The organism is Deltaproteobacteria bacterium (genome assembly GCA_011773515.1).
Taxonomy (GTDB): domain Bacteria; phylum Desulfobacterota; class Deferrimicrobia; order J040; family J040; genus WVXK01.
Window position 1 is genome coordinate 23,782 of the sequence record WVXK01000014.1, and the last position, 9,238, is coordinate 33,019.

Here is a 9,238-nt window from a genome sequence, read left to right on the forward strand (position 1 = left end):
CGTGAGAAAGGGTATCGATCGATGGACCTGAAGAGAGGGGTGTTCATAACCTTCGAAGGCATAGAGGGTTCCGGAAAGACCACCCAGATCAGGAAACTGCGCGTCTTTCTCCAGGGGGCCGACTGCACCGTCATATCGACCAGGGAGCCCGGAGGGACGCCGGTTGCCGACATGATCCGCGACGTGCTCCTGACGGAGCACAGCGAGAAGGTTACCGACAAGGCCGAGCTCCTCCTTTACCTCGCAAGCAGGGCGCAGCACGTCCACTCGGTCATAAAGCCCGCCCTGTACCAGGGGATCATCGTCCTGTGCGACCGGTTTTTGGACGCCACCATCGCGTACCAGGGGTACGGGAGAGGCCTCGACATAGACTTTCTGCAGAAACTGAACCGCTACGGAACGAACGGGCTCATGCCCGACCTCACGATACTTCTCGACCTGTCGGCGGAGGCAGGGATCGCGAGGATCAGGCAGGGCGGGAAAAGAAACCTTGATCGGCTCGAGTCGGAAAGTATAGAATTCCATGAGAGAGTGAGGCGGGGTTACCTCGAGATCGCCGCCTCAGAGCCGGAAAGGTTCATCGTTGTCGACGGGGCCCTCGGGGAAGAGGCAATATTCGCACGGATAAAAGAAGAGGTGCTGAAAAGGTTCGACCTTGAACGGGAAAAAGTCGGGAGAAATACCGCGAAAAGAGAACTTCCGTAAACTCTCAAAACTCATCGACAGGGGAAACGTGCCGCAGGCGATCCTCATTCAGGGGCCCGCCGGAAGCGGCAAGGGAAGCCTCGCCGAATACTTCGGCATGGCACTTCTCTGTGAAAAGGAGGCCGGGCCATGCCACAGGTGCAGGTCCTGTGAACTCGCAGGCGGCGGCAACCATCCCTCTTTTTTCGCCCTGAGCCCCGAAAAGGGGGAGATCAGGGTTTCGCAGGTACGGAGCATCCACCCCGAACTGGCAAGAAAGACCTTTTTCGGGAAACGCAGGGTGATCCTCATACACGGAAGCGACAGGATGAACAAGAGCGCCGCCAACTCCCTGCTCAAGATTCTCGAGGAGCCCCCTCCGGGGTCGCACTTCATCCTGACTGCCAGCCAGGCAGGAAGGGTTTTGCCGACGATACGCTCGCGGTGCTTTTCCTTTCACATCCCGCCCCCGACGGAAGAAGAAAGGACGTTGTTTTTCAGCAAGTTGCGGGAAAAAGAGCCGGGCCGGCCGCAGGAACAGGCCCTTTCGGCCTCCGAGGGAAACATGGACCTCCTGCGAGAAATCGCATCGGGGAGCGTGCCCGGGCCCGGGGAGATCATGGAAGCGCTGCGGGGGAAAAACTACCGGAAGATAGCCGATATCGCATCGCTTTTCAAAGATGACGCCCTTTTTCCCCATGCCCTGATCATCCTGAAGCGGCTCCTGCTCGATCTGCTCCTATTATCAATGGGGGAAAAAAGTTGTATAATGAACAGAGAAATTTTAGAACAGGGGAGAGGAAAAAGAGCCACTTTGCGTCCACAGAAGCTTGTGGAGCTTTCTCATAAACTATCTGCCCTCGAATATTTACCCCGCCAGGCAGACAGGGCTTTTATCTCAGAAGCGATTCTGCTTTTCCTCTCCGAAATGGAGGCCCGAGAACGATGAATGTGGTGAACGTCAAATTCGACAGCGTGGCACGGTCTACCCATTACGATTCAACCGGTTACGATCTCAAGCCGGGTGACCACGTGGTGGTCGAATCGGAGAGAGGTTTGCAGCTCGGCCAGGTGATCAAGCTGTGCCCGAGCGTATCGCTGCCTTTCGGGAAAGACTTTCTCAAAAAGATAGTGCGGAAAGGCACGGAAGAGGACCTGGAGACGCACCGGAAAAACCTGGACAGGGAAAAGTTCGCCAACAATTTCTGCAGAGAGAAGATCAAAACCCGGGAGCTGCCCATGAAGCTCGTGAGGACAGAGTACCTCCTCGACGGATCAAAGGCGGTTTTCTACTTCACGGCGGACGGGAGGATCGACTTCCGGGATCTGGTCAAAGACCTCGCCCAGAAGCTGAAGATGAGAATAGAGATGAGGCAGATCGGGGTGAGGGACGAGGCCAGGATGGTAGGAGGCGTGGGATCCTGCGGCAAGGAACTGTGCTGTGCCTCTCACCTCAAGGATTTCGAACCCATCACCGTGAAGCTGGCAAAAGACCAGAATCTCGCCATGAACCCCGCGAAACTCTCGGGACTGTGCGGGAGGCTCCTGTGCTGTCTCATGTACGAACACGAGATATACGCCTCGACCAAGAACGCTGCACAGGAAAGCGACGGGGAGCTCCTGCCCGAGGAAGAGCAAAACGACCTTGCCCTGAATTTCGAGGAGAACCAGGACTGAGCGGGAGAAAACATACGGAGGGAAGATGGGGAGGAAATTCTACGTTACCACGCCTATCTACTACGTAAACGACATACCCCACATTGGCCATGCCTACACCACCATAGCCGCCGACGTCCTCGCCCGTTACCGCCGCCTCACGGGACACGATGTCTTTTTTCTCACGGGAACGGACGAACACGGGGAAAAGGTGCACAGGAGCGCCGTATCCCAGGGGTTTTCGCCGAAGGAACTGGCAGACCGCGTGGTCACCCGGTTCCAGGGGCTCACACCGGCCCTCGGGATCACCAACGACGACTTCATCCGGACATCGGAGCCCCGGCACTACGCCTCGGTCCAGCACCTCTTCAGGAAATCCCTCGATGGGGGCGACATCTACCTGGGGGAATACGAGGGCTGGTACTGCACCCCCGACGAATCGTACTGGACAGACCGTCAACTCCGGGACGGAAAGTGCCCCGAGTGCGGGCGGGAGGTGGAAAAGAGAAAGGAACCCTCCTATTTCTTCCGGCTCTCGAAATACCAGCAGCCCCTCCTTGACCTCTACGCGGCGAACCCCACGTTCATCCAGCCGGAAACGCGGCGCAACGAGGTCATCTCTTTCGTGTCGGAGGGGCTAAACGACCTCTCCCTTTCCCGCACATCCCTGACATGGGGTATTCCCGTTCCCGACGACCCCGGGCACGTTATCTACGTCTGGTTCGACGCCCTCACGAACTACATCACCGGCGTGGGCTATCCCGACGACACCGATGCCTTTTCCCGTTACTGGCCCGCAGATGTCCACATCATCGGGAAGGACATCCTCAGGTTTCACGCCGTCTACTGGCCCGCGTTTCTTATATCGGCGGGAATTAAACCTCCCGGCAAGGTCTTCGCACACGGCTGGTGGACCGTGGAAGGGCAGAAGATGTCCAAATCCCTTGGAAACGTCGTCGACCCTTACGACGTTGCGGAAAAGTACGGGGTCGATCAGGTCCGGTATTTTCTCTTCAGGGAGGTACCCTTCGGCCTCGATGGCGATTTCTCCCACGGCGCGATGGTCCACAGGATCAACTCGGACCTTGCCAATGATTTCGGGAACCTTCTCAACAGGACCCTCAACATGCTGAGCCGCTACCTGGCAGGCAGGGTCCCGGCCCGCGGGAACCTCACGAAGAGGGAGCAGGCCCTCGCCGGGACGATACGGGATGCAGTCGCAGCCATCGAGGGGCAGATGGAGAACCTGGAGTTCCACAAGGCCCTGGCGTCGATCTGGGACATCGTGGGCGCCGCAAACAAGTACATCGACGACACGGCCCCCTGGTCTCTCGCGAAGGATCCGGAAAAAAGGGAGAGGCTCGGCACCGTGCTCTACGCGGTCCTTGAAACGGTGAGAATCGTAACCATTCTCGCGTCCCCCTTCACCCCGGTCACCGCCGAAAAGATATGGCAGATACTCGGACAGAAAGGACCCGTCGAAAGCTCCCGGATACCGGAATCGACTGAATTCGGCCTCCTCGAGGAAGGGATTATCGTGCCCGACAGGGCAATCGTGTTTCCGAGGATAGAGTAGCCATGCCCGGATTTCTCTTCGACTCCCACACCCACCTGGACATGGAACCGCTCTCCCTGAACCCCGAAAGGGTGATGGAACGGGCCAGGATCGCCGGTGTCACGGGGATGGTAACCATCGGGATCGACATCGAGAGCTGCGAAAGGAACATCGCCCTCGCGGAAAGGTTCGATGACGTCTCGGTCGCCGTGGGGATTCATCCCCACAACGCCGAAGAGGTGACCGACGAGGCCATGGGGAAGCTCGCCTCCCTGGCGTCACACCCCCGGGTGGTGGCCGTGGGGGAGACGGGGCTCGATTTCTACCGCGACTACGCCGACCGGGACGCCCAGCGCGCCGCCTTCAGAAAACATCTCCGGATGGCAAAAGAGCTGAACAAACCTGTGGTTATCCACGACCGGGATGCACACGGAGAGGTTCTGAGAATCATCGACGAGGAGGGCCCGCCCGAAGCGGGCGGGGTATTCCACTGTTTCAGCGGGTCTTTCCCCTTCGCCCGCCAGTGCATGGAGCGGGGTTTTCTCATCTCGATCCCCGGAGTGGTGACCTACCCGAACGCGAAAAACATCGCCGCAGTCGCGAAAAAGATACCCACGGACAGGCTCCTCATAGAAACGGACGCCCCCTTCCTCTCCCCTCATCCCCACAGGGGAAGGGCCAACGAGCCGGCCTACCTGATACACACGGCGGAAAAGATAGGCGAACTGAAGGGCCTGACAACGGAAGACGTGGGCAGGATAACAACCACGAACGCCCGGAGGATATTTCAGATCGAACCTGACTTTCCCCATCAGATCTCCTACAAGATCAGAAACTCCCTCTACCTGAACATCACCAACCGGTGCACGAACAGGTGCGTCTTCTGCAGCAAGCGGACCGACTTCTTCGTCAAGGGGCACTATCTCAAGCTCCCCGGAGAGCCGTCGGTCGACGAGATCGTTTCAAGCGCCGGTGACGTGACCAGCTACGACGAGGTCGTCTTCTGCGGATACGGCGAGCCCACCCTCAGGCTCGCCGACATGATCGAGGCGGCACGGAGGCTCAGGGGACTCGGGGCGAAAAAGCTCCGGCTCAACACCGACGGTCTCGCAAACCTCATTCACGGCAGAAACATCATCCCCGAACTCGCGGGCATAATCGATTCCCTGTCGGTGAGCCTGAACGCTCCCGACGGGGAAACCTACGCATCCCTCTGCCCGAACCCGTTCGGTGAAAGATCGTTCAACGAACTCCTCCTGTTCATAGAGGAGGCAAAAAAGGCGATACCGGAAATCATCGCCACCGTCGTGGCGATACCCGGCCTCGATATCGAGCGGTGCAGAAAGCTCGCCGAGGGGGAGCTGAAGGTCACCTTCAGGGTGAGGGAGTACAACGAGGTGGGATAGGATACAGTTTCTCTCCGGGCCTGCAAACGGGATGGTCGGCATGATACGCGAAGAGACGCTTAACCTGCTGGAGTGGGGAAAGGTCCTTGAGAGGCTCGTTTCCCTCTGCGCCACCGAAGCGGGCGCCCTGCGCGCCTTTGAAACGCCGTTCCTCGTCGATCTCGCCCCGATCAGGGAACTCCTTAAGGAAAACGGCCAGATGCGCTCCCTCCTGATCGAGGAGAAGCCGCCCGTGATACGCGACCTTCCGGTCCTTCAAAGCGAGCTGGAAGAGGCAGAGGCGGGGGCAACCCTCTCTGCCGGGACCGTGGTGACGATCCTGAAAGCCGCCAGGACGACGGAAGGTCTCAGAAAGTACTTCCGGGAGAAAAAAGGGCGGTACCCCTCGATCGCAGCGACTGCCAGGACCATTGCCGACCTGTCGGCGCTGAAATCGTCGCTCGAGGAAAAAATCGACTACGACGGCGAGATCAAAGACTCCGCCAGCCCCCAGCTCCGGGGGCTCAGGAAAAGGGTGGAGACGGCACGGTCGCGGGTAGGGGAAACGGCGAAGACCATTCTGGCAAATCCCCGTTACAAGAGGCACCTGCAGGACACCTACGTCACAATCAGGGGCGGCAGGCATGCCCTTCCCTTCAAGCCTTCGGCAAAAGGCGTCATCAGGGGAATACTGCACGAGACATCGCAGTCGGGACAGACAATCTTTTTCGAGCCCGAAGAGCTCGTCCATGCCAACAACGAGCTCAAGTCGGCCGAGTCCGAACTGGCTGGTGAAATCCAGCGGATACTGCGCCAGATGTCCCGGATGATCGGCGAAAGGGGACGTGAGATTTCGGCCTCGATAGCAGCGGGAGCGCGCATCGACTGTATCCAGGCACGGTCCCTCCTTGCAGAGGAGATGGCGGCCGCCGAGCCCGTGGTGAACAACGACGGGAGCCTGGACATCATATCGGCGAGAAACCCCCTCCTTCTGCTCGGCAAGAAACGGGCCGTACCCAACTCCGTTTCCATGAGCGGCAGGAGCAGGTGCATGGTCGTGACGGGACCCAACGCGGGGGGGAAAACGGTGCTCATCAAGACCATCGGGCTTTTAACCCTCATGACCATGGCGGGGCTCTCCATCCCGGCAGCCCCCGATTCCCGGATGTGTATCTTTCCAAAGATATTCATCGCCATGGGAGATATGCAGAGCGTGGAGAAGGACCTGTCCACATTCTCTGCCGACATACTCACCATGAAGGGCTTCTACGAGGAGGCAGACGACCGTACCCTCATTCTCCTGGACGAGGTGATAACGGGTACGGACCCGAAAGAGGGAACGGCGCTCGGCCAGGCGTACCTGAAAGCGCTCGTCGATCGAGGGGCGAGGGTCTTCGTCACGACCCACTTCGATGAGATCAAATATCTCCCCTTCGAGGACGACCGTTTTACCGTGGCGTCGATGGGCTTCTCCGAGAGAGAGCTCACCCCTACATTTCAGCTGACCATGGGGGTACCCGGCAGATCCATGGGGATAGAGATAGCGAAAAAAATGGGCTTCCCCCCATCCATCATTGAAAAAGCACAGCAGTACATGGGGGCGAAAGAGGAAAACCTGGACGCCCTCATAAAGGAGCTGACCCGGTTGCGCGACCGGGAGGCCGAAACGGCGGAGAAGCTCTCCCGGGAGAGGTCCCGGCTGAAAGAGCTGATCGAGAAGGGAAAGCAGGATCGGGCCCGCCTCAGGGAGATGGAGAAAAAAGTGCTGGACGACGCGCGATCGAAGGCCATGAAGAAGGTGAAAGAGGCAGAGGAGGAAGTGGAGAAGGTCATGGCGGAGTTACGGAGGGAGAGAAAGGTGGAGGTGGTGAGAAAGGCCAAGGACGTGATTTCAATGATCAAAAAGGAAGCCGGCCACAGGGAGCTCCCCGAGGAGATACGGAAAATAGTGAGCAGGACCAGGCCCGCCGGCAAAGCGGAGGACCTTTCGCCGGGACAGCGGGTATTCGTCCTCACCCTTGGAAAAGAGGGCCACGTTGAATCTGCGGGGGAGGGAAAGGTGATCGTGTCGCTCGGATCGGTCAGGTCGAGCGTAAAAATACGTGACATACGGATTTTTGCCCCCGAGGGGAAGAAGGGAAGGGGGCGGCCGGTTGCCGGGCTCATGCCCGGGGAGAAGGGGAGGGAACCCTTTACCCGGCGCGACGACAACACGATAGACGTTCGGGGACTCGACCAGGAGGAGGCCATCAAGGAGGTCGACCTCTTTCTCGACAGGGCGTCCCTGGCCGACATTCCCTCGGCTCTCATTATCCACGGACACGGAACGGGAACGCTCAAAAAGGCGATCAGGGATTACCTTCGCCAGTCTCTCTACGTGGAGGAGTTCTCCCCGGCCCCGAAAGAGGAGGGGGGAGACGGGGCCACGATCGCCCGGCTGAGATAACGGGGTGAGCCCGTATCTCACGGATGCAGGGGCAGGCGTCAATATCGCAGGGATCAAGGCTCTCCGCTGCGGTCATCATACACCGCCGGTAACGGCCATCTTCCCCGTGCTACCCTGACTGGTTCCCTTCGCGGAAGGCCTTTTTCACCCTTTTCCTCAGTGCCGGGTCGGTCATGACCCGGTAGCCCGTGTAGGCGAGAAGAACGACCCCTTCCATCATACCCCTTCTTCCCCCCGCCCCGACCGTCGCTTCACGAAAATCGTGCGTGTGGATCTCCACCCGCTTTCCCCGAACGATGGGGACCAGGGGCTGGATGGCGGGTGCCCGGGTGGATACGTTCCCGATGTCGGAAGAGCCGAGATTCTTGTCTCTCGGCACCCGGTCCTCCCTCAGCCCGATCTTCGCCATACCCTCCCGGTAGACAGCGGCGAGAACGGCATTTATCCTCATCGGTTCGAGGGTGAAGTAGATGTCTTTCACCGAGACCCTGCAGCCCGATGCTTTCGCCGCCCCCCTCGCGCAGGCTCTCAGCTTTTCAGCCGCATCCTCGGCGGTGGCAACGGACCTGGCCCGGACGTAAAAGTATGCCGACGTTCGCTCCGGGATGATATTCGGGGCAACGCCTCCCTCGGTGATGATGCCGTGCACCCTCACGTCCTCCGCGAGCTGCTGCCGAAGGAGGCCGACGGAGTTGAAAAAGAGGATGAGCGCATCCAGGGCGTTCACGCCCTGCTCGGGATACGCAGCTGCATGGGCCGCCTTTCCCCGGAAAGTCACGGTCATCTTCTTCAGGGCGAGATACTCCTTGTCCACCACCCTCCTCGACGAGGGGTGAACCATCATGGCGGCGTCGAGCCCGTCGAAAACCCCCTCCCCGGCCAGCTTTACCTTCCCGAAACCGCTCTCCTCGGCGGGGGTGCCGAAGCAGAGGATGCTGCCCGCTATGCCCATGCTCCCCGCGATCCGGGAGAGGACGACGGCCGCCCCAGACGATGCCGCCGCCACGACATTGTGCCCGCATGCGTGTCCGATCTGGGGAAGGGCGTCCATCTCGACGAGGAACCCCACGCGGGGATTTTTTTTCCCCCTGCTCTTTTTCGCCACGAAGGCGGTCTCGAGCCCCGCCGTCCCCCCCTTAACGGCGAACCCCTCTTTCCGGAGGAAATCTTTCAGGGTTTGCGACGTCCTGTGCTCCTCGAAGGACACTTCGGGGTTCTCGTACAGGAAGGTCACCAGGGCGAACAGCTCCCTCTCGATACTCTTTGCTTCCGCCGCTATTTTTTCGATCACCTCCATTCGTGGCGCTCCACTTTTTTCCCGTTTACGTTATAATACCACAATGGCAGGCGTATCGATCCAGGCACAGATGAAACGGTGGAAAGCCCTCAAAATAAAGGTAAAACGGCGCTACATAGATCCTTTGTGCGGTTTTCTCTACCTCAGGGGAAGCGTGGGGCTCTCCTACGACGAGATCGTCATCGAGGAAACCTCCCTCCTGCCGGACCAGCCCG

The 9,238-nt window shown here is 59.3% G+C and carries 8 protein-coding genes; 7 read left to right on the forward strand and 1 reads right to left on the reverse strand.

Going from position 1 to position 9,238, the window contains the following annotated elements; all coding sequences use genetic code 11:
• The first annotated feature begins 21 nt into the window (after positions 1-21).
• From GTN70_01630 to GTN70_01655, 6 genes are read left to right on the forward strand one after another with little or no spacing between them, the layout of a single operon-like run.
• Positions 22-705 (forward strand): dTMP kinase, encoded by a 684-nt coding sequence (locus tag GTN70_01630; protein ID NIO15697.1) that lies wholly within the window; start codon positions 22-24, stop codon positions 703-705.
• Entirely contained in the window at positions 656-1,633 is a 978-nt protein-coding gene (locus tag GTN70_01635) for a hypothetical protein (GenBank protein ID NIO15698.1), read from the forward strand. The genes GTN70_01630 and GTN70_01635 overlap by 50 nt, the downstream gene beginning before the upstream one ends.
• Complete coding sequence (locus GTN70_01640) at positions 1,630-2,361, forward strand: hypothetical protein (protein ID NIO15699.1); 732 nt, start codon at positions 1,630-1,632, stop codon at positions 2,359-2,361. Before GTN70_01635 ends, GTN70_01640 begins: the two co-directional genes overlap by 4 nt.
• A gap of 25 nt (positions 2,362-2,386) precedes the next feature.
• Positions 2,387-3,916: a methionine--tRNA ligase gene (gene metG / locus GTN70_01645; GenBank protein ID NIO15700.1), complete on the forward strand. Its 1,530-nt coding sequence runs from the start codon at positions 2,387-2,389 to the stop codon at positions 3,914-3,916.
• Positions 3,917-3,918: 2 nt separating this feature from the next.
• On the forward strand, positions 3,919-5,301 hold the full coding sequence (locus GTN70_01650) for a YchF/TatD family DNA exonuclease (GenBank protein ID NIO15701.1): 1,383 nt from the start codon (positions 3,919-3,921) through the stop codon (positions 5,299-5,301).
• 40 nt (positions 5,302-5,341) lie between these two features.
• Complete coding sequence (locus tag GTN70_01655) at positions 5,342-7,726, forward strand: hypothetical protein (protein ID NIO15702.1); 2,385 nt, start codon at positions 5,342-5,344, stop codon at positions 7,724-7,726.
• Between the two features lie 109 nt (positions 7,727-7,835).
• Here the strand turns inward: GTN70_01655 and GTN70_01660 are convergent, their stop codons facing one another.
• A complete protein-coding gene (locus GTN70_01660) occupies positions 7,836-9,023 on the reverse strand; it encodes an amidohydrolase (protein ID NIO15703.1) in 1,188 nt (395 codons plus the stop codon).
• A gap of 70 nt (positions 9,024-9,093) precedes the next feature.
• On the opposite strand from GTN70_01660, the gene GTN70_01665 reads away from it, so the two are divergent.
• Positions 9,094-9,238: hypothetical protein (locus GTN70_01665; GenBank protein ID NIO15704.1), on the forward strand; the 145-nt coding region annotated here is incomplete at its 3' end.